The sequence below is a fragment of the Massilia sp. UMI-21 genome (assembly GCA_015277795.1).
In the GTDB taxonomy this organism is placed as follows: domain Bacteria; phylum Pseudomonadota; class Gammaproteobacteria; order Burkholderiales; family Burkholderiaceae_D; genus Telluria.
The window spans coordinates 1,085,656-1,109,908 of the sequence record CP063848.1 but is presented as its reverse complement, the minus strand read 5'-3'; the positions used below and the strand labels follow the sequence as shown (position 1 = coordinate 1,109,908).

Annotated in this window: 24 protein-coding genes; 8 read left to right on the top strand and 16 right to left on the bottom strand. The window is 66.3% G+C overall.

From position 1 onward, the window contains the following. The first annotated feature begins 1 nt into the window (after position 1). The gene (locus IM543_04910) at positions 2 to 748 is read left to right on the top strand and encodes a type III pantothenate kinase (protein ID QOY95216.1); all 747 of its coding nucleotides are present in this window, start codon (positions 2 to 4) and stop codon (positions 746 to 748) included. Next, positions 742 to 1,458 (top strand): SPOR domain-containing protein, encoded by a 717-nt coding sequence (locus IM543_04905; protein ID QOY95215.1) that lies wholly within the window; start codon positions 742 to 744, stop codon positions 1,456 to 1,458. The genes IM543_04910 and IM543_04905 overlap by 7 nt, the downstream gene beginning before the upstream one ends. A 42-nt stretch (positions 1,459 to 1,500) precedes the next feature. On the opposite strand, the gene IM543_04900 is transcribed toward IM543_04905, so the two are convergent. From IM543_04900 to IM543_04875, 6 genes are all read right to left on the bottom strand, one after another. Continuing rightward, a complete protein-coding gene (locus IM543_04900; protein ID QOY95214.1) occupies positions 1,501 to 2,520 on the bottom strand; it encodes a septal ring lytic transglycosylase RlpA family protein in 1,020 nt (339 codons plus the stop codon). Between the two features lie 17 nt (positions 2,521 to 2,537). Continuing rightward, positions 2,538 to 3,653 carry a rod shape-determining protein RodA gene (gene rodA / locus IM543_04895; GenBank protein ID QOY95213.1) on the bottom strand — a complete coding sequence of 372 codons (1,116 nt, stop codon included), beginning with the start codon at positions 3,651 to 3,653 and terminating at the stop codon, positions 2,538 to 2,540. A 3-nt stretch (positions 3,654 to 3,656) separates the two neighbouring features. Beyond that, on the bottom strand, positions 3,657 to 5,636 hold the full coding sequence (gene mrdA / locus IM543_04890) for a penicillin-binding protein 2 (GenBank protein ID QOY95212.1): 1,980 nt from the start codon (positions 5,634 to 5,636) through the stop codon (positions 3,657 to 3,659). 16 nt (positions 5,637 to 5,652) lie between these two features. Beyond that, positions 5,653 to 6,171: a rod shape-determining protein MreD gene (gene mreD, locus IM543_04885; protein QOY95211.1), complete on the bottom strand. Its 519-nt coding sequence runs from the start codon at positions 6,169 to 6,171 to the stop codon at positions 5,653 to 5,655. Beyond that, entirely contained in the window at positions 6,161 to 7,255 is a 1,095-nt protein-coding gene (gene mreC, locus IM543_04880; protein ID QOY95210.1) for a rod shape-determining protein MreC, read from the bottom strand. Before mreC ends, mreD begins: the two co-directional genes overlap by 11 nt. Before the next feature lie 122 nt (positions 7,256 to 7,377). Further along, positions 7,378 to 8,421, bottom strand: coding sequence for a rod shape-determining protein (locus IM543_04875; GenBank protein ID QOY95209.1), 1,044 nt, complete (start codon positions 8,419 to 8,421; stop codon positions 7,378 to 7,380). 323 nt (positions 8,422 to 8,744) lie between these two features. Here IM543_04875 and gatC point away from each other — a divergent pair, with 323 nt between their 5' ends. From gatC to gatB, 3 genes are all read left to right on the top strand, one after another. Next, positions 8,745 to 9,044 carry an Asp-tRNA(Asn)/Glu-tRNA(Gln) amidotransferase subunit GatC gene (gatC, locus tag IM543_04870; protein QOY95208.1) on the top strand — a complete coding sequence of 100 codons (300 nt, stop codon included), beginning with the start codon at positions 8,745 to 8,747 and terminating at the stop codon, positions 9,042 to 9,044. Between the two features lie 54 nt (positions 9,045 to 9,098). Further along, positions 9,099 to 10,574, top strand: coding sequence for an Asp-tRNA(Asn)/Glu-tRNA(Gln) amidotransferase subunit GatA (gene gatA / locus IM543_04865; protein ID QOY95207.1), 1,476 nt, complete (start codon positions 9,099 to 9,101; stop codon positions 10,572 to 10,574). 111 nt (positions 10,575 to 10,685) lie between these two features. Next, positions 10,686 to 12,146, top strand: coding sequence for an Asp-tRNA(Asn)/Glu-tRNA(Gln) amidotransferase subunit GatB (gatB, locus tag IM543_04860; GenBank protein QOY95206.1), 1,461 nt, complete (start codon positions 10,686 to 10,688; stop codon positions 12,144 to 12,146). Between the two features lie 58 nt (positions 12,147 to 12,204). On the opposite strand, the gene pyrE is transcribed toward gatB, so the two are convergent. Beyond that, positions 12,205 to 12,864, bottom strand: coding sequence for an orotate phosphoribosyltransferase (pyrE, locus tag IM543_04855; protein QOY95205.1), 660 nt, complete (start codon positions 12,862 to 12,864; stop codon positions 12,205 to 12,207). Positions 12,865 to 13,019: 155 nt separating this feature from the next. Between pyrE and xth the strand changes: the two genes are divergently transcribed. Then, a complete protein-coding gene (xth, locus tag IM543_04850) occupies positions 13,020 to 13,790 on the top strand; it encodes an exodeoxyribonuclease III (GenBank protein QOY95204.1) in 771 nt (256 codons plus the stop codon). 31 nt (positions 13,791 to 13,821) lie between these two features. Here xth and IM543_04845 read toward each other — a convergent pair whose 3' ends face one another. The 8 genes from IM543_04845 to gshB form a co-directional block, all read right to left on the bottom strand. Then, complete coding sequence (locus tag IM543_04845; protein QOY95203.1) at positions 13,822 to 14,760, bottom strand: pseudouridine synthase; 939 nt, start codon at positions 14,758 to 14,760, stop codon at positions 13,822 to 13,824. A gap of 38 nt (positions 14,761 to 14,798) precedes the next feature. After that, complete coding sequence (locus IM543_04840) at positions 14,799 to 15,704, bottom strand: M48 family metallopeptidase (protein ID QOY95202.1); 906 nt, start codon at positions 15,702 to 15,704, stop codon at positions 14,799 to 14,801. Between the two features lie 132 nt (positions 15,705 to 15,836). Continuing rightward, the gene (gene metW / locus IM543_04835) at positions 15,837 to 16,454 is read right to left on the bottom strand and encodes a methionine biosynthesis protein MetW (GenBank protein ID QOY95201.1); all 618 of its coding nucleotides are present in this window, start codon (positions 16,452 to 16,454) and stop codon (positions 15,837 to 15,839) included. Next, on the bottom strand, positions 16,451 to 17,614 hold the full coding sequence (locus IM543_04830; GenBank protein ID QOY95200.1) for a homoserine O-acetyltransferase: 1,164 nt from the start codon (positions 17,612 to 17,614) through the stop codon (positions 16,451 to 16,453). The genes metW and IM543_04830 overlap by 4 nt, the downstream gene beginning before the upstream one ends. Positions 17,615 to 17,648: 34 nt before the next feature. Beyond that, a complete protein-coding gene (ptsP, locus tag IM543_04825; GenBank protein QOY95199.1) occupies positions 17,649 to 19,427 on the bottom strand; it encodes a phosphoenolpyruvate--protein phosphotransferase in 1,779 nt (592 codons plus the stop codon). A 41-nt stretch (positions 19,428 to 19,468) separates the two neighbouring features. Continuing rightward, a complete protein-coding gene (locus IM543_04820) occupies positions 19,469 to 19,738 on the bottom strand; it encodes an HPr family phosphocarrier protein (GenBank protein ID QOY95198.1) in 270 nt (89 codons plus the stop codon). A 72-nt stretch (positions 19,739 to 19,810) separates the two neighbouring features. Beyond that, a complete protein-coding gene (locus IM543_04815; protein ID QOY95197.1) occupies positions 19,811 to 20,218 on the bottom strand; it encodes a PTS fructose transporter subunit IIA in 408 nt (135 codons plus the stop codon). Position 20,219: 1 nt separating this feature from the next. Then, positions 20,220 to 21,170 carry a glutathione synthase gene (gene gshB / locus IM543_04810; protein ID QOY95196.1) on the bottom strand — a complete coding sequence of 317 codons (951 nt, stop codon included), beginning with the start codon at positions 21,168 to 21,170 and terminating at the stop codon, positions 20,220 to 20,222. Positions 21,171 to 21,314: 144 nt separating this feature from the next. Here gshB and IM543_04805 point away from each other — a divergent pair, with 144 nt between their 5' ends. After that, entirely contained in the window at positions 21,315 to 22,076 is a 762-nt protein-coding gene (locus IM543_04805; GenBank protein ID QOY95195.1) for a class I SAM-dependent methyltransferase, read from the top strand. Positions 22,077 to 22,142: 66 nt separating this feature from the next. Then, a complete protein-coding gene (locus IM543_04800) occupies positions 22,143 to 22,790 on the top strand; it encodes a DUF4272 domain-containing protein (protein ID QOY95194.1) in 648 nt (215 codons plus the stop codon). Between the two features lie 22 nt (positions 22,791 to 22,812). On the opposite strand, the gene gshA is transcribed toward IM543_04800, so the two are convergent. Next, positions 22,813 to 24,114 carry a glutamate--cysteine ligase gene (gene gshA / locus IM543_04795; protein QOY95193.1) on the bottom strand — a complete coding sequence of 434 codons (1,302 nt, stop codon included), beginning with the start codon at positions 24,112 to 24,114 and terminating at the stop codon, positions 22,813 to 22,815. Positions 24,115 to 24,253 lie beyond the last annotated feature (139 nt).

Below are 24,253 nucleotides of genomic sequence, written 5' to 3'. Positions count from 1 at the left end.
CATGCTGCTGCTGGTCGACGCGGGCAATACCCGCATCAAATGGGCGATCGCCGCGCCGGAGGCGGCGCCCGGCGCGTGGACGCTGCATGATGCGGTCTCGCATGCCGGGCTCGGGACTGCGGCCGCGGCCTGGCGCCGCGCCGGCGTGGCGCGCGCCATCGTCTCGAACGTCGCCGGCATGGCCCTGCGCGAGCGCATCGCCGCGGCCCTGCCCGAAGGCGCGCAGGTCGAATGGTTCGCCGCGAGCGAGCAACGCGCCGGACTGCGCAACGGCTACCGCAATCCGGCCCAGCTGGGCTGCGACCGCTTCGCCGCCGCCATTGGCGCCCGTGCGCTGGCGCCCGGCCAGGACCTGATCGTGGCCACCTGCGGCACCGCGACCACGGTCGATGCCGTCACTGCCGACGGCCGCTTCATCGGCGGCATGATCCTGCCCGGGCTGGCGCTGATGGCCGGCTCGCTGGCCCGCAATACGGCCCAGCTGCCGCAGGTGGCGCCTGGTGCGGCGCCTCCTCCGCTGTTCGGCGACAACACCGACGACGCGATCGTCTCGGGGGTCCTGTCGGCCCAGGCCGGCGCGATCGAGCGCGCCTGCGCGGCGCACGGCGCGACTGCCTGCATCGTGTCGGGGGGGGCGGCGCCGTATATCTCGCCGGTGCTCAAGTTTGCGCACCGGGTGGTCGATAACATCGTGCTGGTCGGCCTGCACGCGGCGGCCACCCCATCGAAGGGAGAGCACACTTGTTGAAATTCGTATTCTGGGCCTTGCTGGCGGCGAACGCCGCGCTGTTCGCCTACGGCCAGGGCTACCTCGGCAAGGTCCAGGGCGGCGAGCGCGAGCCGCAGCGCCTGAAGAACCAGCTGGCCCCCGGGCGCATGGTGATGCTCAGCGCGGCCGAGGCGCGCGCGGCGGCCGAGGTCCCGGCAGCGGCGCCTGCGCAAGCCGCGCCGCCGGCGGAACCAGCGCCGCCCGCCCAGGCGCCGGTGGTCCAGACCATCGCCTGCACCCAGGCCGGCGCCTTCGCGGCCGGCGACGCGCGCCGCTTCGAGACCCGCATTGCCCGCCTCGGCCTGGGCGAGCGCGTGTCGCGCACCAGTGTCCCCTTCCAGGAAGTCACCAGCCACCTGGTCTACCTGCCCCCGAGCGGCGGCAAGGAAGGCGCCGACCGCCGCGTGGCCGAACTGAAGGACCAAGGCGTCGAGAACTTCTTCGTGATGCAGGGCGACTCGCCGCTCAGGTGGGCGGTGTCGCTGGGCGTGTTCAAGACCGAGTCGGCCGCGCAGGGCCTGGCCACGGCGCTGGCGAAACGGGGCGTGCGCGGCGTGCGCGTGCTGCCGCGCGGTCCGCAGGGCACGCGCGCGGCCTGGCGCTTGCGCGACCTGACGCCGGAAGAACGGTCGCGCGTGGCGCGGATTGCCGACGATTTTTCGGGCGTCCAGCTCAGCCAGTGCAAGTAAGCAGGTGTCCGGTGGTGCCGCCCCCTGGCAAGGGCTGCAAGCCTAACGCTTGACCACGATCGGCTTCAGGCCGAATGAAGACGGTACCGCGCGCGCCGCCTCCAGCGCATGCTCGCGGCTCTCGAACGGCCCGCCATACAGGCGGTTCACCGCACCGACCTTCACCACTTCCAGCTTGCCGACTTCGACGCCGGCGCCGGCCAGGCGCTCGCCGATGGCTTGCGCCGTACCGGCACGGCCGTAAGCACCGAGCTGCACGTAGAAGCTGCCGCGCGGCACCAGCTTGGGGACGAGCTGCGTCACTTGAGCCACTGCCGCGCTGTCGGTGCGCACCCGGTCTTCCAGCATCAGCGCGGCGATCTCGGGCGGCGCCGACTGCGCTTCGGAGGTGGCGCTGCGGCGCTCGGAGGCCATGCGGATGGGGTCGTCCGGGAACAGGCGCACCAGCTCGACCTCGTGGCTGCCCTTGCCCAACAGGCCCAGTTTCAGGGCGGCCGTGTAGGAGACGTCGACGATGCGGCTGGCATGGAAGGGCCCGCGGTCGTTGATGCGCACCACGATCGACTTGCCGGTTTCGAGGCTGGTCACGCGCGCATACGAGGGAATCGGCAGCGTCGGATGGGCCGCCGTCATCTTGTACATGTCGTAGAGCTCGCCTGACGAGGTCTTCTGGCCGTGGAACTTGACCCCGTACCAGCTGGCGACGCCGCGCTGGACGAAGGGGTCGTCGTGCAGCATCGGGGTGTAGGTCTGGCCGAACACCGAATACGGGCGGTTGGCCCATTTGGCATAGGGTTCGGCCTTGACCACGGCGTCGGGCAGGTCCATCAGGCCGGCCGGCGGGTTCAGGCCGGGCCCGTCGTCCTTGTAGTAGCCGCCGCGGCCGGAACTGGCCGGCGGCAGCTTGGGTACGTCGGCAACTTTTGCCTTGGGATGCTTCCAGGGCAGCGGGATGAGGCTCTTGCGCTCGCCGCTGTCGGTGGTGCTGCAGCCGGTGGCGAGGCTTGCCAGTGCAATGACCGCGGTAATGGTCGTAGCAAGTTGTTTTCTTGGAACGGCCATGCGCGATCCTTGTTAAATTACGTCTGCACTAGTTTACGATGTCTTTGGATACTCATCAATATACCAGCGCCGAGGCCGAGCGTGATGAAGGCTGTTCCGCCATAGCTCATGAGCGGTAGCGGAACGCCGACCACCGGCAGGATACCGATCACCATGCCCATGTTGACGAAAGCATACGTAAAGAACATCATCGTGATCGCACCGGCCAGCAGGCGCGAGAAGGTGTTCGGCGCGTTCGCCGCGATCATCAGGCCACGGCCGATCAGCATCAGGTAGACGAACAGCAGGAACAGGTTGCCGACCAGGCCGAACTCCTCCGAGTACACGGCGAACACGAAGTCGGTGGTCTGCTCGGGAACGAATTCCAGCGCGCCTTGCGTGCCCTGGCCGTAGCCCTTGCCCATCAAGCCGCCGGAGCCGATGGCGATCTCGGACTGGATGATATGGAAGCCCTTGCCCAGCGGGTCGGAGGTGGGGTCGATCAGGGTCATCACCCGCTCGCGCTGGTAGTCGTGCAGCATCGACCAAGCGATCGGCAGCGCCGCGGCGCCCGACACCGCCAACGCGGCGATGGCCTTCCACGGCAGGCCTGCCAGGAAGATCACGTAGAAACCCGAGGCGAACACCATCAGGCCGGTGCCGAGGTCGGGCTGCTTGGCGATCAGGGCGAACGGAATCAGGAGCAGCGCCGCGGCCACCAGATAGGTCTTCCAGGTGTTGGCGTTGGCGCGCTGCTGGAAATACCAGGCCAGCATCAGCGGTGTCGCGATCTTCAGGATCTCGGACGGCTGGATATCCACGCCGACGTACAGCCAGCGCCGCGCACCCTTCTTGATGATGCCGAACAGCGCCACCGCGATCAGCAGCGTGACCCCGAGCGTATAGATCGGCACGGCGAGCCGCATCAAGGTCTGCGGCGGCACGTTGGCCGCGATCCACATGATGCCGAAGGCCAGCATGAAATTGCGGATCTGGTGCTCGACGCGGTCCGGGAATTCGGCGCCGGCCGAGGTCATGGTGATCACGCTGGTCATCATCAGGATGAACAGCACCAGGCCGAGCGGCCAGTCGAACACGGTGAAGTACGGACGCAGGCGGCGCCGCAGCGAGCGGCGTTCTGGAATGTGCGCCATGGCTTATTCCTTTCTGGTGGCGGGTGCGGACGACCTGGCCGGCACGGCGGCGGCCTGGACGATCGGCGCGGCGGGGGCGCTGCCCGCCGGCCTGGCGACGACTGGCGCCTCCTTCGGCTTGGGCGGCGCCGGACGCTTGCCCAGCAGGTAGTAGTCGAGCGCCTTGCGCGCGATCGGCGCGGCGGAAGCGGCGCCGAAGCCGGCGTTCTCCACCACCAGCGCCAGCGCGATGCGCGGATTCTCGGCCGGCGCGAACGCGACATACAGCGCATTGTCGCGGTGGCGCTCGTCGATGCTGTTGGCGTTGTACTTGCCGCCGCGCAGGCCGATCACCTGCGCGGTACCGGTCTTGCCCGCCGAAACATAGCCGGCGCCGGCGAAGGCGCGGAACCCGGTGCCGTTGGATTCCTGGGTCACGCCGACCATGGTGCGCTTGATGAAGTCGATGTTTTCCTGCTTGAGCGCGATGCGGCGGGTTTCCTTCGGCACCGTCTCGGCACGCTGCTTGATGGCGCCGTCCTCGATCAGCTTGACCAGGTGCGGCTTCATCACCACGCCGTCGTTGGCCAGGTTGGCGACCGCGTGGGCCAGCTGGATCATGGTGTAGTTGTTGTAGCCCTGCCCGATCGAGATCGAGATGGTGTCGCCGCCTTGCCACCTGCTGGCGGCGCGGGTCTTGAAGCGCTTCGCCTTCCACTCCTTGGACGGGCGCACGCCGGTCTTTTCGTGTTCGAGGTCGATGCCGGTCAGCTCGCCGAAGCCGAACTGCTGCATGAAGTTCGAGATGTTGTCGATGCCCATCTCGTTGCCGAGCTGGTAGTAATAGGTGTCGCAGGATTCGACCACCGACTTGTACATGTCGACCACGCCGTGGCCGCCGGGCTTGTCGTCGCGGAAGCGGTGGCCGCCCAGCACGTAGAAGCCGGGATCGCGGATGGCGTCGGATGGCTTGCGAAAGCCCATCTCGAGCGCGGCCAGCGACATGAAGGGCTTGAAGGTAGAGCCCGGCGGATAGGTCCCCGACAGCGGACGGTTCATCAGCGGACGGTCGAGCGAGGTGTTCAGTTCGTTCCAGCTCTGGGTGTCGATGCCGTCCACGAACAGGTTGGGGTCGAAGCCGGGGCGCGAGACATAGGCCAGCACGTCGCCGGTGGCGGGCTCGATCGCCACCAGCGCGCCGCGCTGATCGCCGAAGGCTTCCTCGATCACCCTTTGCAGTTCGATGTCGACCGACAGGATCAGGTTGCTGCCCGGAACCGGCGCGGTACGCGACAGCGTACGGATGGCGCGCCCGCCGGCGGTACGCTCGACCTGCTCATAGCCGGTGGTGCCGTGCAGGTAGCTCTCGTACTTCTTCTCCAGGCCTTCCTTGCCGATATGCTCGGTGCCGTTGTAGTTGGCATCCTGGCCATCCTCTTCGAGCCGGGCCGCCTCTTTCTGGTTGATGCGGCCGATGTAGCCGATCACGTGCGAGGCGCTCTCGCCCAGCGGGTACTGGCGGAACAGGCGCGCCTGCACATCCACGCCCGGGAAGCGGAAGCGCTGCGCGGTGAAGCGCGCCACCTCGTCGTCGCTCAGGCGGGTGCGCAGCGGCACGCTGGCGAAGCTGCGCGACTCTTCCACCAGGCGCTTGAAGCGGCGCCGGTCGCGCGCGTCGATCTCGACCAGCTTGGACAGCTCGTCGATCACCGATTCCATGTTGGCCTGCAGCTTGGACGGCGTGATCTCGAGCGTATAGCCGGATTCGTTGCGCGCCAGGACCACGCCGTTGCGGTCCACGATCAGGCCGCGGTTGGGCACGATGGGCACCAGCGCGATGCGGTTGCCCTCGGCCTGCAGTGCGAACTGGTCGTGGCGCAGCACCTGCAGCCAGACGAAGCGCGCCACCAGCAGGCCGAAGCAGATGAAGACAAGACCCACCAGCGCCGTCAGGCGCATGCGGAACAGGTGGATCTCGCGGTCGTTGTCCTTGAACTCGGTCACGGCGTAGCTTGAGGTATCAGATCGGACGGGTATGGTCACGGTCGACGGCGCGGCGCTGGGGCGCCAGCAGCAGCCAGGTAATCACGGGCCACAGGGCGACGGCAACCACGCTCTCGGCGAAGTGCAGCAGGCCCGGAAAGCGGCCCGAGGCCGTGAAGTGGACGAAGGCCTGCACCGCCTGCGTCAGCAGCAGCAGCGGGAACACGTGCATGGCCTGGGTCATCACGGGGAACCACAGCACGCGGCGGTGGATCATGATGGCCAGGTAGGACAGCAGCGTGTAGGCCAGCGCGTTCTCGCCCAGCAGGCTGGCGTCGTGCACGTCCATCAACAGGCCCATGACGAAGGCCACGCCGATGCCGACCTTGCGCGGCTGGTGGATGCCCCAGAACACCAGCACCAGCGCGACGAAGTCGGGCGCACCCACCCAGCGGCCGAGCGGCAGCAGGTTGAGCATGAAGGCGCAGACCAGGCTGAAGGTGATGAACAGCGGGCTGACGGGCAGCAGGATGTAATGTGGACGGTTACCGGGCATTGGTCGTGCCTCCCTGTTGGACCGCGGCGGCCGGCGCGGCGGGACGCTGCTGGGCCGCAGGCTGCGGCTGGGCCGGCAGCCCGCTAACGCCGTTGGCCGGCGCTGCGGCCGTGCCCTGCCCCGCCGGCGGCGCCTGCGGCGGCAGCGGATTCGGCGCCAGCGGCAGCGGCGGCAGCGGCGCCATGTCCGGCAGCTTGCGGCGCGCGGTGGTGGCCGGAATCTGCGCTGCCGCCTTCGGCTTGGGCGGCAGGTTCGACTGCGACATGATGATCAGGAGCTGGCGGTGGCGGTTGATGCCGGCCAGCGGCTGGCAGACCACGCGCCCGAACGCGCCGGCGGCGACGTTCTCGACCTGCACCACCGTGGCCACCGCCAGGCCGGCCGGATACATGCCGTCCAGTCCGGAGGTGACCAGCACGTCGCCGACCTGGATGTCGGTGTTGGCCACCACGAAACGCAGGTCGAGCAGGCCGGACTGGCCGCGGCCGTAGGCGATGCTGCGCAGGCCGCTGCGCAGCACCTGCACCGGTATCGCCTGGTCCTTGTCGGTGAGCAGCGTGACTTCGGAGGTGAACGGGAACACGCGCGTGACCTGGCCGACCACGCCGGCATGGTCGATCACCGGCAGGCCCAGCACGACATTGTCGCGCGAGCCGCGGTCGACCACGATGCGGCGGGTCGACGGATCGCGCGCGTCGTACAGGATCTCGGTCATCTGGGCCTGGACCGGCAGGTGGGCGCGTGCATCCATCAAGCGCCGCAGCTGGGCGTTCTCGGCCATCTGGAGCTGCGCCTGCTGCAGGATCCTGGCCTGCGCCAGCTGCTGGGTCTTGAGATCGCGGACTTCCTTCTGCAGGGTGGAGATCGACGAGAAGTAGCCGGCCATGTTGCCGAGCGCTTCGCGCGGCAGCAGGGCGGCCATCTGCAGGGGGTACAGGACGGTGGCGGCCACCTGGCGCACCGAACCGAGGGTGTGGTAGCGCGCGTCGACGACCAGCAGCAGCACCGAAATCAGGGCGAAGACGATCGCCTTGACCCGTGCCGGGGCTCCCTGTTTGAAAAGCGGCGGAGGACTGTATTCCATGTCCTGGTTGGCGTCCTGTCTAGACTGCGCGGCGTGCCAACGTCAAGGCGGGCAGACGCGCGCGACATGCCGCACGCCCTGCCCGCCTTGATATCGGCTGCACCACCGATGTTGATCGTTTTTTATTCGTACGAGAAGATCGAGCCCAGCTTGTCCATGCGCTCGAGCGCCATGCCCGAACCGCGCACCACGCAGGTCAGCGGGTCTTCGGCCACCAGCACCGGCAGGCCGGTCTCTTCCATCAGCAGGCGGTCCAGGTCGCGCAGCAGCGCGCCGCCGCCGGTCAGCATCATGCCCTTCTCGGCGATGTCGGCGCCGAGTTCCGGCGGAGCCTGCTCCAGCGCGTTCTTCACGGCCGAGACGATCTGGTTCAGCGGGTCGGTCAGGGCTTCCAGGATCTCGTTGCTCGAGATGGTGAACGAGCGCGGAATACCTTCGGACAAATTGCGGCCCTTGACTTCCATTTCCTTGACTTCCGAACCCGGGAAGGCCGAGCCGATGGCTTTCTTGATCGCTTCGGCGGTCTGTTCGCCGATCAGCATGCCGTAGTTGCGGCGGATGTAGTTGACGATGGCTTCGTCGAACTTGTCGCCGCCGACGCGCACCGAGCCCTTGTAGACCATGCCGCCCAGCGAGATGATGCCCACCTCGGTGGTGCCGCCGCCGATGTCGACCACCATCGAGCCGGTCGCGTCCGAGACCGGCAGGCCGGCGCCGATCGCGGCCGCCATCGGCTCTTCGATCAGGTAGACCTGCGAGGCCCCCGCTCCCAGCGCCGATTCGCGGATCGCGCGGCGCTCGACCTGGGTCGAACCGCAGGGCACGCAGATGATGATGCGCGGCGACGGACGGAAGAACTTCGAGTCGTGCACCATGCGGATGAATTGCTTGAGCATCTGCTCGGTGACGGTGAAGTCGGCGATCACGCCGTCCTTCATCGGACGAATGGCTTCGATGTTGCCCGGTACCTTGCCCAGCATCTGCTTGGCTTCCTTGCCGACTGCCTGGATCGTCTTCTTGCCGTTCGGGCCGCCTTCCTGGCGGATCGCGACCACCGAGGGCTCGTCGAGGACGATGCCCAGGCCGCGCACATAAATCAAGGTGTTGGCGGTGCCGAGGTCGATCGCCAGGTCATTCGAGAAGTAGCTGCGTAAAAAACCAAACATGTGTGTCCTGATTGCGCGTCGGGGCGCGCGTCAATAGTGATCGGGATTGTTCTCGCCGCGCCCGCCCGGCTGGAGCCTGTGCGGCGCGGTCTTTTCCTGCGGCGGGCGCCCTTTCAGCCCGACAGCGCATTAGCCCGCCATTCTACCTTATAATTTGTTGATTAAATGCTGAATACGGGGGGTTTTCGACCCCATTTCCACAGCGAGATCGACGGTGTTTCCAAGGTTTTATCGGACGTAGCGCGCCGTTCGCTGACCGCTTGCCAACATTCGTTATTAGCCCAACCACATTTTGCACGCGGCGCCAAGCCGCGCTCTTTGCCATGTCCCTGACACTTTCAGACGTAAAACGCATCGCCAACCTGGCCCAGCTCGAAATGGATGAAGCCCACGCGCAAACCGCGTTGGCCGAGTTGAACGGCATCTTCGCACTGGCCGAGCAGATGCAGGCGGTGGACACGACCGGCGTTGCGCCCCTGTCGCAGCCGCTGGCCAGCATCATGGCGCTGCCGCTGCGCCTGCGCGACGACGTCGTGACCGAAGAGAACCGCCGCGAGGATTACCAGGCGCCGGCGCCGAAGGCCCAGGACGGCCTGTACCTGGTGCCGAAGGTCATCGAGTAAGCGCGCCCGAAGTCGCGCCACCGCACGCCAACGTTTTCAAGAATCGACACGCACATGCACAACAAGACCATCAAAGAGCTGTCCGCGCTCCTGCAATCGAAGCAGGTCTCGAGCGTCGAACTGGCCAGCCACTATCTCGACCGCATCGACGCCAGCGGCCATAACGCCTTCCTGCACGTGGACCGCGAGCGCACGCTGGCGCAGGCGGCAAGCGCCGACGCCCGCATCGCCGACGGCAGCGCCGGCCCGCTGACCGGGGTGCCGATCGCGCACAAGGATATTTTCGTCACCCGTGGCTGGCGCACCACAGCCGGCTCGAAGATGCTGGCCAATTATGCAAGCCCGTTCGACGCCACCGTGGTCGAGCGCTTCAACCGCGCCGGCATGGTCACGCTGGGCAAGGTCAACCTCGACGAATTCGCGATGGGCTCGGCCAGCGAGAATTCAAGCTTCGGCGCGGTGAAGAACCCCTGGGACCCGCTGGCGGTGCCGGGCGGTTCCTCGGGCGGCTCGGCCGCCGCGATCGCCGCGCGCCTGGCGCCGGCCGCCACCGCGACCGACACCGGCGGCTCGATCCGCCAACCGGCCGCCTTCTGCGGCGTCACCGGCATCAAGCCGACCTACGGCCGCGTCTCGCGCTTCGGCATGATCGCGTTTGCCTCCTCGCTGGACCAGGGCGGCCCGATCGCCCAGACCGCCGAGGACTGCGCCCTGCTGCTCAACGACATGATCGGCTTCGACGAACGCGACTCGACCAGCCTCACCGTCGAACAGGGCAACGTGCCCGAGGACTATACCCGCGACCTGAACCAGCCCCTGACCGGCCTGCGCATCGGCGTGCCGAAGGAGTACTTCGGCGAAGGCCTGGCGGCGGACGTCGAGCAGGCGGTGCGCGCCGCGCTGGACCAGTTCGTGAAACTGGGCGCGAGCCTGGTGGAGATTTCGCTGCCGAAGACCGCGCTGTCGATCCCGACCTACTACATCATCGCCCCGGCCGAAGCCTCGTCGAACCTGTCGCGCTTCGACGGCGTGCGCTACGGCCACCGCGCTGCCGAGTACAAGGATCTGCAAGACATGTACCGCAAGACCCGCGCCGAAGGCTTCGGGCGCGAGGTCCAGCGCCGCATCATGGTCGGCACCTACGTGCTGTGCCACGGCTACTATGACGCCTACTACGTGCAGGCGCAAAAGATCCGCCGCCTGATCGCCGACGACTTCCAGGCCGCCTTTGCCGACAAGTGCGACGTGATCATGGGCCCGGTGGCCCCGACCGTGGCCTGGGACCTGGGTGCGAAGTCGAACGACCCGGTGGCCAACTACCTGGCCGACATCTACACCCTGTCGACCAGCCTGGCCGGTTTGCCGGGCATGTCGATCCCGGTCGGTTTTGGCCAGGGTGAAAAAAACGCCAAGCGTCCGGTCGGCCTGCAGATCATCGGCAACTATTTTGCCGAAGCCAAGCTGCTGAACATCGCGCACCAGTACCAGCAGGTCACCGACTGGCACACCCGCGCCCCCGAAGGCGTTTGATCCCCGCGAACACGTAGGGTGGGCGGCTGTGCCGCCCACGCGTTCAACCAGCTCCTGCCTAGAACAACAGCAACACACGGCGGGCGCAGCGAACAGAAAAGAGAACACATCATGCAATGGGAAGTCGTCATCGGTCTTGAGAACCACGTGCAGCTCACGACCAACTCGAAAATCTTCAGCGGCAGCTCGATTCGCTTCGGCGCCGAGCCGAATACCCAGGCCAGCCCGGTCGACCTGGCGCTGCCGGGCGTGCTGCCGGTGCTGAACCGCGGCGCCGTCGAGCGCGCGATCCGCTTCGGCCTGGCCGTGGGCGCGAAAATCGCGCCGCAGTCGGTGTTCGCGCGCAAGAACTACTTCTACCCCGACCTGCCGAAGGGCTACCAGATCAGCCAGTTCGAGGATCCGGTGGTCCAGGGCGGCACCGTCAGCTTCGCCTACGAGAAGGACGGCAAGCTGGAAACGAAGACCGTCAACCTGACCCGCGCCCACCTGGAAGAAGACGCCGGCAAGTCGCTGCACGAGGACTATGCCGGCATGAGCGGCATCGACCTGAACCGCGCCGGCACGCCGCTGCTCGAGATCGTGTCCGAGCCGGAGATGCGCAGCGCGGCCGAGGCGGTGGCCTATGCCAAGGCCCTGCACTCGCTGGTGGTGTGGCTGGGCGTTTGCGACGGCAACATGCAGGAAGGTAGCTTCCGTTGCGACGTCAACGTCTCGGTGCGCCCGCTCGGCCAGAAGGAATTCGGCACCCGCTGCGAGATCAAGAACCTGAACTCCTTCCGCTTCATGGAAGAAGCGATCCACTACGAAGTGCGGCGCCAGATCGAGCTGATCGAAGACGGCGGCAAGGTGATCCAGGCGACCCGCCTGTGGGACCCGGACAAGAAGGAAACCCGCTCCATGCGCACCAAGGAAGACGCGCAGGACTACCGCTACTTCCCGGACCCGGACTTGCCGCCGCTGGTCATCGGCCAGGACTGGATCGAGCGCGTGAAAGCCGACATGCCGGAACTGCCGGGCGCCCTGCGCGCGCGCTTTACCGGCGAGTACGGCCTGCCGGAATACGACAGCCTGGTGCTGACGTCCTCGAAGGCGATGGCGACCTATTACGAGGCCGTGGTGGCCGCCGCCGGCAAGGAAAGCGCCAAGGCCGCCGCCAACTGGATGATGGGCGACGTCGCCTCGACCCTCAACCGCGAAGGCGTGGAGCTCGACGCGTCGCCGGTGAGCGCCGCCCAGCTGGCTCTGCTGCTCAAGCGCATTCTGGATGGCACCATCTCGAACAAGGCCGGCAAGGAAGTGTTCGCCGCCATGTGGGAAGCGAAATCGGATGACGCCAACCTGGCCGATACCGTCATCGAGCAGAAGGGCCTGAAGCAGATCTCGGACACGGGCGCGCTGGAAGCCATCGTCGACGAGGTGCTGGCCGCCAACGCCAAGTCGGTCGAGCAGTACCGCGCCGGCAAGGAAGCCGCGATCAACGCCCTGATCGGCCAGACCATGAAGGCCTCGAAGGGCAAGGCGAATCCGGCCCAGGTGACGGAACTGCTGAAGAAGAAGCTGGCGGGCTGAGCGGTCCGTACGGCATAAAAAAACCGGAGCATGCTCCGGTTTTTTCATGCCTGCCGCATCACACCCCGTAACGCTCGCGATAAGCCGCAACGGCCTGCTTGTGCGCGCCCAGGTCGGCGCCAGCCTCGTTCGAGAGATAGGTGAACAGGTCGTCCAGGTTGGCGATCGAGATCACCGGAATGCCGAATTCCTGCGACACCTGCTGCACCGCCGAGTGCTCCGACAGCGCGCCGTCCTTGCCCGAACGCTCCATGCGGTCGAGCGCGATCAGCACGGCCGCCGGTTCGGCGCCGGCGGCGCGGATCATGTCGACCGATTCGCGCACCGAGGTGCCGGCCGAGATCACGTCGTCGATGATCACGACCTTGCCCGCCAGCTTGGCGCCGACGATGGTGCCGCCCTCGCCATGGTCCTTGGCTTCCTTGCGGTTGTAGGCGAAGGAGGTGTTGCGGCCCTTGGCGGCCAGCGCCACGGCGGTCGCCGAGGCCAGCGTAATGCCCTTGTAGGCCGGGCCGAACAGCATGTCGAATTCGACGCCGGAGTCGAGCAGGGTCTGCGCGTAGAACTGCGCCAGCTGGCCGAGCGTCGCGCCGTCGTGGAACAGGCCGGCGTTGAAGAAATATGGCGACTGGCGCCCCGCCTTGGTCGTGAAATGTCCGAACTTCAATACCTCGGCCTTGACCGAAAATGCAATAAATTCCTGGCGCAGGTCGCTCACGTACTTCTCCTGAATCTGGTTGGTCGAAAGCGGGTATTGTAAACCGGCCGGCAGGCGACCGCCGGCCGGGTCCGTTCCGAAGAGCATCAAAACGCGCTACACTATCGGCCCCAGCGCCGCGTGCCGGCCGCCGACTCTCTTCTCATCGAACTCCCATGCCACGAATTATTTCCGCGAATCTGAACGGGATCCGTTCCGCCCACAAGAAGGGCTTCTTCAACTGGCTCGCCACCCAGTCCGCCGACTACATCTGCGTGCAGGAACTGAAGGCGCAACAGGCCGACATGACCGAGGAATTCCTGTCGCCGCACGGCTACCACGGCCACTTCCACTACGCCGAAAAGAAGGGCTACTCGGGCACCGGCGTGTACAGCCGCACGGCGCCCGACAACAAGCGCATCGGTTTCGGCTGCATGGAATTCGACGCCGAAGGCCGCTATACGCGCTGCGACTTCGGCAAGCTGACCGTGATCTCGGTCTACTGCCCGTCGGGCTCCTCGTCGCCGGAACGCCAGCTGGCCAAGTTCCGCTTCATGGAAGTGTTCCTGCCACACCTGGCCGAGCTGAAGGCCGAAGGCCGCGAAGTCGTGATCTGCGGCGACTGGAACATCGCCCACAAGGAAATCGACCTCAAGAACTGGAAGAGCAACCAGAAGAACTCGGGCTTCCTGCCGGAAGAGCGCGCCTGGATGACCCGCATCTTCGACGAACTCGGCCTGGTGGACGTGCACCGCAAGGTGGCGCCGGAGGCCGCCGATTACACCTGGTGGAGCAACCGCGGCCAGGCCTATGCCAAGAACGTGGGCTGGCGCATCGACTACCACGTGGCCACTCCCGGCATCGCGGCGCGCGCCAGCTCGGTCTCGATTTACAAGGACGAGCGCTTCAGCGACCACGCGCCTTTAATCATCGATTACGACCTTTGATCGTTCAACCTGTCTTTACCGGGCTTGCGGATCATGCGGGCCAGTCGAGCCGGAAGCCGCTGTCGAAGCGGCGCGGCTGGCCGCTGAGCGGATCGTCGAAAGCGATCGCGCGCGCCAGCAGCTGCAGCGGCGCGCTGAAGTCGTCGCCCTTGCACGGCAGCGCCACCGGATAGAAGGCGTCGTTCAGGATCGGTGCGCCGAGCATCGAGAGGTGCAGGCGCAGCTGGTGCTTGCGGCCGGTGTGCGGATGCAGCCGGTAATGCGCCACCTCCCCGCGCCGCTCGATCAGCTCGATGAGGGTCTCGGAATTCGGCTCGCCCGGCACTTCGGCGCTCACGAAGAACTGCTCCGCATCCTGCATGCGGCTGCGGTAGGTAAAAGGGAATGCCCTGCCCTCGATCGCGCCCGCCAGCGCCTCGTACACCTTGTTCACCACCCGCTTCTGGAACATCGACTGGTAGGCGCCGCGCGAGGCCGGGTTGTGCGAGAAGATCACCACGCCCGCGGTCTCGCGGTCGAGCCGGTGGATCGGCACCAGGTGCGGCAAGTCGAACCGTTTCCTCAGGCGCACCAGCAGGGTCTCGTGCAGGAAGCGGCCGGTCGGGATGGTCGGCAGGAAGTGCGGCTTGTCGGCCACCAGCAGGTGCTCGTCCATGTGCAGCACCTGTTCCTGGAACGGAATCGGCGTCTCGGGATGCTCCAGCTCGCGGTAGTACCAGATGCGCATGCCCTGGCGCACCTGGCTATCGGCGCTCAGGGCCATGCCTTGCGCGTCGACGATCTCGCCGCGCGCCAGGCGGCTGGCCCACGCCGCTTCTGAGACGTCGGGAAAGCGCTCCGTCAGGAAGCGCAGCATGCCGCCGGCGCGGGTTTCGAGCAGCCAGAGGTAGCTGGGCGCGACCCCGTCGCGGGTCGGCAGCGGCACATGGGCGTTGGCTTCGGCCTGGTGGCCCTTCCTGCGCTTAGTCATCGAACACGCCGATCAAACCGGCCCATCAAGCCGGCCGGTCAACGCAGCGCGACATTGGTCTGGTAGGGCGGCAGCTTGGACACGGTGGTGCCCTTGGTGCGTGCGTAGACCGGCAGCAGCTGGTTCATGTGCGCCTGCATGTCGGCGATGCGGCTCTCGCCGCCCGGGTGGGTGGAGAGCAGCTCGATCGGGGCGCGCTTGTCGAGCGCCGCCATCTTGCGCCACAGGGCGATGCCGGCGCGCGGGTCGTAGCCGGCGCGGGCGGCGATGTCCAGGCCCACCAGGTCGGCTTCGCGCTCGTCGCCGCGCGAGAACTTCAGGCCGATCAGCTGGGCGCCGTAGTTGGCGACGGTGCCGGTAATCCCCGGATCGATCCCGAAGATCCCCGAGACCAGGGCACCGCCCAAGCGGGCAATAGCACTAGTTCCCATCTGCTTTGCGATCTTTTCGCGGCTGTGCTCGCGCAAGGCATGGGCGATCTCGTGCCCCATCACCGCGGCGACCTCGTCGTCGGTCAACTTCAGCGTGTTCAGGATGCCGGTAAAGAAACCGATCCGCCCGCCCGGCATGCAGAAGGCGTTGATGTCCGCCGAATCGATCAGGTTGACCTGCCACTGCCACTGGGTGGCCTTCTGGTTCCAGCGCGGAGCGTAGGGAATGATGCGCTTGGCGATGGCGCGCAAGCGCTGCACCTCGGGGTGCGAAGGTGGCAGCAGCACGCCTTTCTGCTGTGCCTGGCTCATCATCTCGGTGTACTGCTGCGCAGCGGCCTCGTTGAGCTGTTCTTCGGGAATGAAGCGGCCGGCGCGCGATAACGGTTCGACCCGAATACCGTCCTGGACCGTCGTGTTGCGGTCATCCTGCGCCGCGGCCTGGCCCATCCCGGCGGCGCCGACGGCGGCAAACAGGGACAGGCAGGCAGCCAAATGCTTAAGTTTTGTCATTTTGTCACCGACAGGCTGTTTTTAGCAGCACTATCTCTACAGAAAGTAACTGGAAAGGGACACACAATAGCGCCGATCATCGCGGATTGCGCTGGGCTCGACAAGCCACCATCTAACATAAGCGCACCGAGCTCAGGCGACAACGCCCGCTTTCTTTCGCAGACGAAACACCGCGAGGCTGCCGCGCAGGTTGGGCAGGAAGCGCACCGGTCTTCCTTCGGCCAGCGCCACGTATTCCAGCACTTCCAGCCCGCACTTCTCGGCCAGGTCCTTGAAGTCGTGGATGGTGGCGTAGCGCACGTTGGGCGTGTCGAACCACTGGTAGGGCAGCGTGCGCGAGACCGGCATCCTGCCCTTGATCAGCGCCACGCGGTGCGGCCAGTAGGCGAAGTTGGGGAAGGAGACGATCGCTTCCTGGCCGACCCGCACGATGTCGCGCAGGCGCGCCTCGACGTGCTGCATCATCTGCAACGAGGACAGGCACAGCACCATGTCGAAGGTGTTGTCGCGGAACAGGTCCAGGCCCTGCTCCATGTCGTGCTGGATCACGCTGATGCCGCGCCGGGTGCTTTCCAGCACCTTGTCGTCGGCGATTTCGACGCCGTAGCCGGTGCACTGCTTGCCCAGCTCCAGGTAGCGCAGCATGGCGCCGTCGCCGCAGCCGACGTCCAGCACGTGGGCGCCGTCGCGCACCCAGTCGGCGATGAAGGCCAGGTCGGGACGCAGGGAATGCAGTTCCTTGAAATTCATGCCGCCTCCCCTGCGAGCGTATTGGAAAACTCGGCCGCGATCCGGTCGTAGTAGGCGCGCACCACGCCCAGGTAGCGCGGGTCTTCCAGCAGGAAGGCATCGTGGCCGTGCGGCGCGTCGATCTCGGCGTAGGTCACCTTGCGGCGGTTGGACACCAGCGCCTCGACGATCTCGCGGCTGCGCTCGGGCGAGAAGCGCCAGTCGGTGGTGAACGAGGCGAGCAGGAACTGGGCCCGGGTGTTTTCCAGGGCCTTGGTCAGGTCGCCGCCATGGGCGCGCGCCGGATCGAAGTAGTCGAGCGCCTTGGTGATCAACAGGTAAGTGTTGGCGTCGAAGTATTCCGAGAACTTGTCGCCCTGGTAGCGCAGGTAGGACTCGATCTCGAAGTCGATACCGAAATCGAATGCGTAGTCGTCCTTTTCGGCGGCGTTGCGCAGCTTGCGGCCGAACTTTTCCGCCATGTCGTCGTTCGACAGGTAGGTGATGTGGCCGACCATGCGCGCCACCTTCAGGCCGTTCTTCGGCACCACGCCGTGCTCGTAGAAGTCGCCGCCGTGGTAGTCCGGGTCGGTCAGGATGGCCTGGCGCGCGACGTCGTTGAAGGCGATGTTCTGGGCCGACAGCTTGGGCGTGGACGCGATCACGATGCAATGGCGCAGGCGCTCGGGGAACAAGATGCTCCACGAGAGCGCCTGCATGCCGCCCAGCGAGCCGCCCATCACGGCGGCGAAACAGTCGATGCCGAGGCGGTCGGCCAGGCGCGCCTGGGCCGCGACCCAGTCTTCCACCGTCAGCAGCGGGAAGGCCGCGCCATAGGGCTTGCCGGTGGCCGGATTGGTGTGCATCGGGCCGGTCGAGCCGAAGCAGGAGCCGAGGTTGTTCACGCCGATCACGAAGAAGCGGTCGGTATCGACCGGTTTGCCCGGGCCGACCATGTTGTCCCACCAGCCCTGGCTCTTGGGCTTGTCGGCATAGGTGCCGGCCACGTGGTGCGAGGCGTTCAGCGCATGGCAGACCAGGACCGCGTTCGACTTGTCGGCGTTGAGGCTGCCATAGGTTTCATACACCAGCGTGTAGTCGCCGATGCTGGCGCCGCTTTGCAGGCGCAGCGGCTCGGCGAAATGCATCGCCTGTGGTGTGACTGTTCCAATCGATCCCATGGATGGTATTCGCGTAGTTCTGATGGGGTGAATCTTAGAGCGTCTGCAGCTGCTCCACTGCGGTCGCGATCTCGTCCGGCTCGATCGAGCGCAGGATGCGGCGGGTGCGGGTGGTGATCGCCGCCAGGTCGCTGTTCAGGATTTCCTGCTTGACCGACAGCAGCTGGGCCGGGTGCATCGAGAATTCGCGCAGGCCCATGCCGAGCAGCAGGCGGGTGAGCTTGGTGTCGCCGGCCATCTCGCCGCACACGGCGACGTCCAGCCCGGCCTTCTGGGCGGTGGCGATGGTCTGGGCGATCAGCCCCAGCACCGCCGGGTGCAGCGGATTGTACAGGTGCGCCACTTCGTAGTCGACGCGGTCGATCGCCAGCAGGTACTGGATCAGGTCATTGGTCCCGATCGACAGGAACTGCATGCGCTTGACGAACATCGGCAGCGCCAGCGCGGCCGCCGGAATCTCGATCATGGCGCCGACCTCCACGGCCGGGTCGTACTTGACGCCCTCCTCGCGCAACTGCTGCTTGGCCTGCTCGATCATGGACAGCGTCTGGTCGATCTCGAAGGCGTGCGCCAGCATCGGGATCAGGATCCGCACCTTGCCGAAGGCCGAGGCGCGCAGGATCGCGCGCAGCTGGGTCAGGAACAGCTGCGGCTCGGCCAGGCAGTAGCGGATCGCGCGCAGGCCCAGCGCCGGGTTCAGTGCGGTGTGCTCGGTGGGATCGAGCGGCTTGTCGGCGCCGACGTCGAGCGTGCGGATGGTGACCGGGCGGCCCTTCATGGCCACCACCGCCTTGCGGTACTGCTCGAACTGCTCGTCCTCGCCCGGGATCCTCAAGGCGTGGCCGAGTCCATGGCTGCGTCCCATGAACAGGAACTCCGAGCGGAACAGGCCGACGCCCATCGCGCCGGCATCGAGCGCCGCCGCGCAGTCTTCCGGCAGCTCGATATTGGCCAGCAGCGTGACCGGGGTGCCGTCCCTGGTCACCGCCGGGGTCTTCTTGAGCTTGAGCAGGCGCTTGCGCGCCTTGATCAGGGAGGCCTGGCGCGCGCGGTACTGTTCCAGCACCAGCTGGCTCGGGTTGCAGATCACCACGCCGGCGTCGCCGTCGATGATCACCCAGTCGTCCTGCTCGACCAGGCGCGAGGCCTGGCTCATGCCGACCACCGCCGGAATGTCGAGCGAGCGCGCGACGATCGCGGTGTGCGAATTCTGGCCGCCGACGTCGGTGACGAAACCGATGAAGGAGCGGGTCGCGCCGTCGCGGTCGCGGAAGGCCAGCATGTCGGCCGGCGAAATGTCGTGGGCCACCACGATCATCTGCGGGGGCGCGTGGTCCTCTCCCGCCAGCAGTGGCGGGATCTCCAGCGCGGTGCCCATCAGGACTTTCAGCACGCGCTCGGCGACCTGCTGGATGTCGTGCTTGCGCTCGCGCAGGTACTCGTCCTCGATCTCGTCGAACTGGCTCGACAGCTCGTCGATCTGGGTCACCAGCGCCCATTCGGCGTTGTAGTGTCGCGTGCGGATGATGTCGAGCGGCGCTTCCGAGATCAAGGGGTCGGACAGGATCAGCGCGTGCACGTCGATGAAGGCGCCCAGTTCGGTCGGCGCGTCCTTGGGCAGCTCGGTCCACAGGGCCTGCAGGCCGCGGTGCACTTCGGCGATGGCGTGCTGCAGGCGCGCGACCTCGGCCTCGACTTGCTCTTCCGGAACGAGGTAGTGCTTGACGTCGAGCGCGGCCGGCGTGAGCAGGTGCGCACGGCCGATCGAGATGCCGCGCGAAACCGGAATGCCGTGGAGCGTGAACGATGCCATCGAGGGTCCCGTGTGGCGGGGAGCTGCCGCTTCGCGCGGCATTACTCGCCTTCGCCGAACTTGTCGTTGATCAGGCCCGCCAGCGCCGCGATGCAGGCTTCTTCATCCGGGCCATCGGCCTCGAGCAGCACTTTCGCGCCCTTGCCGGCGGCGAGCATCATGACGCCCATGATCGACTTGGCATTGATGCGGCGGCCGTTGCGGGTGAGCCAGACGTCGCTTTTGAATTTGGCGGCCAACTGGGTGAATTTGGCGGAGGCGCGGGCGTGCAGGCCCAGCTTGTTGATGATCTCTAGTTCCTGTTGAATCATGTTCTCGCTTGTTTGTCTCGTTCTATGCCGCGGCCAAAATAAGTGTCGTGAGTTCGGTGCAGTTCAGTGCGCTCAGCCCGATCCGACGCGGATCCGGTTATCCACCCGCACCGCGCCGTTCTGGGCGCCGGCCAGGGCCATTTCCACCACCACGTCGAGCGTGTCGCGGCGATAGGTGATGGCACGCAGTAGCATCGGCAGGCTGATGCCGGCGATGACTTCCACATGGCCGGCATCGGCCAGCGAATTGCAGCAGTTCGATGGCGTGCCACCCTTGATGTCGGTGATGACCAGCACGCCGTCGCCCTCGTCCAGGCGTGCGATTGCTTCCTTGGCGAGGCAGTTCACCTGCGCCAGGTCCTGGTCGGCGGTCACGTCGATCGCCTCGAAGCGTTCGGTGGGCCCACGGAATACGTGCGCCACCGCCGCGATGAATGCCTGGCCCAGCGGAGCGTGAGTCATCAGCAGGATGCCAACCATGTCAGTGGGTCTCTTTTGCTCTCAGTTCGACCGCGTCGATGAACATCGCGGCCACGTCGAATCCGGTCTGGTCGGCGATCTCCTGGAAGCAGGTCGGGCTGGTGACGTTCACCTCGGTCAGGAAATCGCCGATCACATCCAATCCTACCAGCAATAAGCCGCGCGCGGCCAGCACCGGCCCGAGCGCCTCGGCGATCTCGCGTTCGCGTTCGGTGATCGGCTGGGCCACGCCCAGGCCGCCGGCAGCCAGGTTGCCGCGCACCTCGTTCCCCTGCGGGATGCGGGCCAGCGTGAAGGGCACCGGCTTGCCGTCGATGACCAGCACCCGCTTGTCGCCCTGCTTGATGGCCGGGATGAACTTCTGCGCCATGATGGTGTGCTTGCCGTTGGCGGTCAGCGATTCGATCACCGAACCCAGGTTCATGCCGTCGTTCGTGACGCGGAAGATGCCGGCGCCGCCCATGCCGTCCAGCGGCTTGAAGATCACGTCGCCGTGCTTCTCGTGGAAGGCGCGCAGGCGCGCCGGGTCCGAACTGACCATGGTCGGCGAAGTGTACTGGCTGAACTGGCCGATGGTGAGCTTCTCGTTGTGGTCGCGGATCGCGGCCGGGCGGTTGAATACGCGCGCGCCCTGGCGCTCGGCCAGCTCGAGCAGGTAGGTGCCGTACACGTATTCCATGTCGAACGGCGGGTCCTTGCGTTCGATGACGGCGTCGAACACCGAGAGCTGCACGCTTTCCGGCTTGTCGGCGCGGTACCAGGCATCGGGCTCGCCGGTGAGATGGATGCGCGTGACGATGGCCGTGACCACGCCCTCTTCGAGCACCATGTCGCGCTGTTCGAACGCGTAGATGGCGTGGCCACGCCGGGCGGCTTCGCGCATCATCGCGAAAGTCGTATCCTTGTAAATCTTGAACGTGGAAAGCGGGTCGGCGAGGAAAGCGATTTTCATGAGGCATCCAGTGCGGGGAATGCCCTGATTTTAGCCGGAAACGCGATTCCTCGCGGACGGGCCCTGCTTTGGCGGCCGGGAATGCACCTTCCCGGTGCAAGACGCGCGTTCCACATTGCATTCGTGCATGCACAGCAGAGCGGTATGAGCCGCCTCAAGCCTTGCTGCGGTGCCCTGGGCGACCATGGCCCCATGGATGCGCACACAGACAAACAGGCGGAACAGGACCGCATCAAGAACGTGTACCGGCGCTGGCACGGCGGCGCGGCGCTCGATCGCTATGCCTGGCACCGTCCTGAAATCCTGCAGCAGGTGGCGGCCCGCTCGCGCGCCTTTGCCGCCCTGCTCTCCGAGTCGGTGGGCGGCGACCTGTCCGGCCTGCGGGTGCTCGACGTCGGCTGCGGCACCGGCGGCTTCCTGCGCCAGCTGATCGATTGGGGCGCCGACCCCGCCAGGCTCACCGGCACCGAACTGCAGCAGGACCGGCTCGATCACGCCCAGCGCTTTACCGCCGGCGGCGTCAACTGGCGCCTCGGCACCCTCGACACCATGGGACTGCGCGGCTTCGACCTGGTAACGACGCAGACGGTGTTTTCCTCGATCCTCGATGCCGGACTGCGGCGCGATCTGGCGGCCCAGATGTGGCGCGCCCTGCGCCCGGGCGGTTGGGTGCTGGTGTTCGATTTTCGTTACGACAACCCACGCAACCCCAACGTGCGCAAGGTCACGCGCGCCGAGCTCGACGCCTTCTGGCCCGGCGCGCGCAGCCGCTACCGCACGCTGATGCTGGCGCCGCCGATCCACCGGCTGCTGGCGCGCGCGCCCTGGATGCTGTCCGATCTCCTGACCGCGCTGGCGCCGCCGCTGCGCTCGCACTTCATGTACATGGTGCAGAAAGGCGCTTGAGTGCTGGCTCGCGCTCGCCGTCCGGCGCTGATGTTATTGTCCTGCAAACCTTTTGCGGAGAGTGACATGACACCGGAAGCACGCAGGGCAGCAAGCGAATCCTGGTTGCGGGAGCACGGCGTGCCCATCAACCCGCTCCTGCCCATGATCGAAGACGAACCCGACGTCGGGCTGCGTTCGGAAGACGCGCTGTGGCGCCGGCTGGTGGCCTTGTGGGGCGTGGTCGGCCGGGCCACCCTGCGCCGGAATGCCTATTTCAAGGATTATTTTTCGGTAGGCGAACGGCGCAGCTGGCTGTCGGCCGACGAAGCGGCCTTCCTGTTCACGGACACGCCCGACGAACGCGAGCTCGTGCGTTTCTCGTGGCGGCTCGAAGCCATGTTCTTCCTGGCCTGGTGCGGCGGCCTGGTGGACGAACTGCCCCTGCCCCTGCATCCATCGAGCGTCGAGGCCGTGCTGCCGCTCTACCCGCACGACCTGGGCGAGGCCACCATGCTGCGCCAGGCGCTGCGCCTGCGCAGCAAGGCCGAGATCCTCGACTGGTCGGATCGCCTCTACCGCCTGCACTGGGCGGTGCGCGATGCCCAGCTGAACGGCCATGCGCCACCTCCCGGCATCGACCCGGGCATGGTGCTGGAATGGCACCATGCCGCGAACTGGATGACGCGCTACGAGCAGGAAGACGACTGGGACGCGGTCGGCACCGACACCTGAGCGCCGCTGCAGCGCCCAGGGCTCAATACACTTCCGGATTCGGATCGGTGCGCTCGAGTTCCAGCGACGCGGCCAGCAGGCCCAGGCGCGCCACCACGCCGTACACGTAGAACCGGTTCGGCGCCGCCGTGCCCGGCTTGGCCTTGAGGTCCGGCATCGCATGCTGCTGGGCGAAGGCCAGCGGCACGTACTGCGAGCCCGGCGCGTTCAGGTTCTGGTCGATGCCGCGCTCGGCATGCACGCGGTAGAAGCCGCCCACCACGTAGCGGTCGATCATGTAGACCACCGGCTCGGCCACGGCGTCATTGATCGATTCGAAGGTCGGCACGCCTTCCTGCACGATCATGTCGGTGATCGCCACGCCATCCTTGATGACCGTCATCTTGTTGCGCTGGACACGGCTCAGGTCGCGCACCTCGCTGGCATCCTTCACGGTCATCACGCCCATGCCATAGGTGCCGGCGTCCGGCTTGACGATCACGAAGGGCTTCTGCTCCTTCATGCCGTATTCCTTGTACTTCTTCTTGATCTTCGAGAGCAGCGCCGACACCGCATCGGCCAATTGCTCGGTGCCGAGGTCCTGCTGCAGGTCGATCTCGCCGACCTTGCTGTGCAAGGGATTGACCAGCCACGGATCGATGTCGATCAGCTTGCCGAACTTCTTGGCCACTTCGTCGAAGGCCTTGAAATGGTTGCTCTTGCGACGCAGCGCCCAGCCCGCGTGCAGCGGCGGCAGCAGCGACTGCTCGTGGATGTTTTCCAGGATAGCCGGAATCCCGCTCGACAAATCATTGTTCAGCAGGATGGTGCAGGGATCGAAATCGGCCAGGCCGACGCGGCGGCCGTTGGACGAGCGCACCAGCGGCTCGACCACCAGCATGTTGCCGTCTGGCAGCGCCAGCGGCGTCGGCTGGGTGACCTCCGGCGACAGCGAGCCGAGGCGCACGTGCAGGCCGGTCTGGCGGAAGATCTGCATCAGGCGCGCCACGTTCTGCAGATACATCGGATTGCGCGTGTGCGTTTCCGGAATCATGAGCAGGTTGCGCGCATCCGGGCAGTACTTGTCGATCGCGGCCATGGCGGCCTGCACCGCCAGCGGCAGCATTTCGGTGGACAGGTTGTTGAAGCCGCCCGGGAACAGGTTGGTGTCGACCGGGGCCAGCTTGTAGCCGGCATTGCGCAGGTCCACCGAGCAGTAGAACGGCGGCGTATGCTCCTGCCACTCGAGGCGGAACCAGCGCTCGATGGCGGGCGTGGCTTCGAGGATTTTCTTCTCCAGGTCCAGGAGGGGACCGGTCAGGGCGGTGGCGAGGTGCGGAACCATGGTGTGGACGTCCTAGTGGTGGCTTATTCGAATTATATCGGTAGCCTCATATATGGACGAATATCCTTGTTTAAAGTCCGAATACTTGCCATAAACGCAAAAACGGCGCCAAAGGCGCCGTTTGCCGCAACAGGGGGCG

What these genes read in the sequence shown, in the direction of transcription:
- IM543_04910 (QOY95216.1), top strand. Translation starts at nt 2, where the DNA reads ATGCTGCTGCTGGTCGACGCGGGCAATACCCGCATCAAATGGGCGATC.
- IM543_04900 (QOY95214.1), bottom strand. Translation starts at nt 2,520, where the DNA reads ATGGCCGTTCCAAGAAAACAACTTGCTACGACCATTACCGCGGTCATT.
- rodA (QOY95213.1), bottom strand. Translation starts at nt 3,653, where the DNA reads ATGGCGCACATTCCAGAACGCCGCTCGCTGCGGCGCCGCCTGCGTCCG.
- mreD (QOY95211.1), bottom strand. Translation starts at nt 6,171, where the DNA reads ATGCCCGGTAACCGTCCACATTACATCCTGCTGCCCGTCAGCCCGCTG.
- mreC (QOY95210.1), bottom strand. Translation starts at nt 7,255, where the DNA reads ATGGAATACAGTCCTCCGCCGCTTTTCAAACAGGGAGCCCCGGCACGG.
- IM543_04875 (QOY95209.1), bottom strand. Translation starts at nt 8,421, where the DNA reads ATGTTTGGTTTTTTACGCAGCTACTTCTCGAATGACCTGGCGATCGAC.
- gatC (QOY95208.1), top strand. Translation starts at nt 8,745, where the DNA reads ATGTCCCTGACACTTTCAGACGTAAAACGCATCGCCAACCTGGCCCAG.
- gatA (QOY95207.1), top strand. Translation starts at nt 9,099, where the DNA reads ATGCACAACAAGACCATCAAAGAGCTGTCCGCGCTCCTGCAATCGAAG.
- gatB (QOY95206.1), top strand. Translation starts at nt 10,686, where the DNA reads ATGCAATGGGAAGTCGTCATCGGTCTTGAGAACCACGTGCAGCTCACG.
- xth (QOY95204.1), top strand. Translation starts at nt 13,020, where the DNA reads ATGCCACGAATTATTTCCGCGAATCTGAACGGGATCCGTTCCGCCCAC.
- IM543_04845 (QOY95203.1), bottom strand. Translation starts at nt 14,760, where the DNA reads ATGACTAAGCGCAGGAAGGGCCACCAGGCCGAAGCCAACGCCCATGTG.
- IM543_04840 (QOY95202.1), bottom strand. Translation starts at nt 15,704, where the DNA reads ATGACAAAACTTAAGCATTTGGCTGCCTGCCTGTCCCTGTTTGCCGCC.
- metW (QOY95201.1), bottom strand. Translation starts at nt 16,454, where the DNA reads ATGAATTTCAAGGAACTGCATTCCCTGCGTCCCGACCTGGCCTTCATC.
- IM543_04830 (QOY95200.1), bottom strand. Translation starts at nt 17,614, where the DNA reads ATGGGATCGATTGGAACAGTCACACCACAGGCGATGCATTTCGCCGAG.
- ptsP (QOY95199.1), bottom strand. Translation starts at nt 19,427, where the DNA reads ATGGCATCGTTCACGCTCCACGGCATTCCGGTTTCGCGCGGCATCTCG.
- IM543_04820 (QOY95198.1), bottom strand. Translation starts at nt 19,738, where the DNA reads ATGATTCAACAGGAACTAGAGATCATCAACAAGCTGGGCCTGCACGCC.
- IM543_04815 (QOY95197.1), bottom strand. Translation starts at nt 20,218, where the DNA reads ATGGTTGGCATCCTGCTGATGACTCACGCTCCGCTGGGCCAGGCATTC.
- gshB (QOY95196.1), bottom strand. Translation starts at nt 21,170, where the DNA reads ATGAAAATCGCTTTCCTCGCCGACCCGCTTTCCACGTTCAAGATTTAC.
- IM543_04805 (QOY95195.1), top strand. Translation starts at nt 21,315, where the DNA reads ATGAGCCGCCTCAAGCCTTGCTGCGGTGCCCTGGGCGACCATGGCCCC.
- IM543_04800 (QOY95194.1), top strand. Translation starts at nt 22,143, where the DNA reads ATGACACCGGAAGCACGCAGGGCAGCAAGCGAATCCTGGTTGCGGGAG.
- gshA (QOY95193.1), bottom strand. Translation starts at nt 24,114, where the DNA reads ATGGTTCCGCACCTCGCCACCGCCCTGACCGGTCCCCTCCTGGACCTG.